Consider the following 312-nt stretch of genomic DNA (forward strand, 5'->3'; position numbering starts at 1 on the left):
GGTTCTTTATCCAGCTGTATCGCTGGTTTCCATCAATCCTGAAAGTTCTTACCATCATCCGGCCCGAGACGCTCGTGGGTTGGCATCGTGCCGGCTTTCGCTGCTACTGGCGTTGGAAGTCGCGCTCACGGGGAGGGCGACCGAAGATCGACACGGAGCTCCGCGCGTTGATCCGGCGGATGAGCGGCGACAACCCGCTGTGGGGCGCACCACGTATTCACGGTGAATTGCTCAAGCTCGGGTTTCAAGTCGCACAGTCAAGTGTCGCGAAGTACATGGTCAAGCGGCGTGGGCCGCCACATCAGGGATGGC

The 312-nt window shown here is 60.3% G+C and carries 1 pseudogene; it reads left to right on the forward strand.

Annotated elements, in window-relative coordinates:
- Positions 1–312 (forward strand): annotated as a pseudogene (locus tag AC5ZG1_RS44910) (hypothetical protein); the annotation flags it as partial.

It is taken from the genome of Bradyrhizobium sp. Leo78, assembly GCF_059512425.1.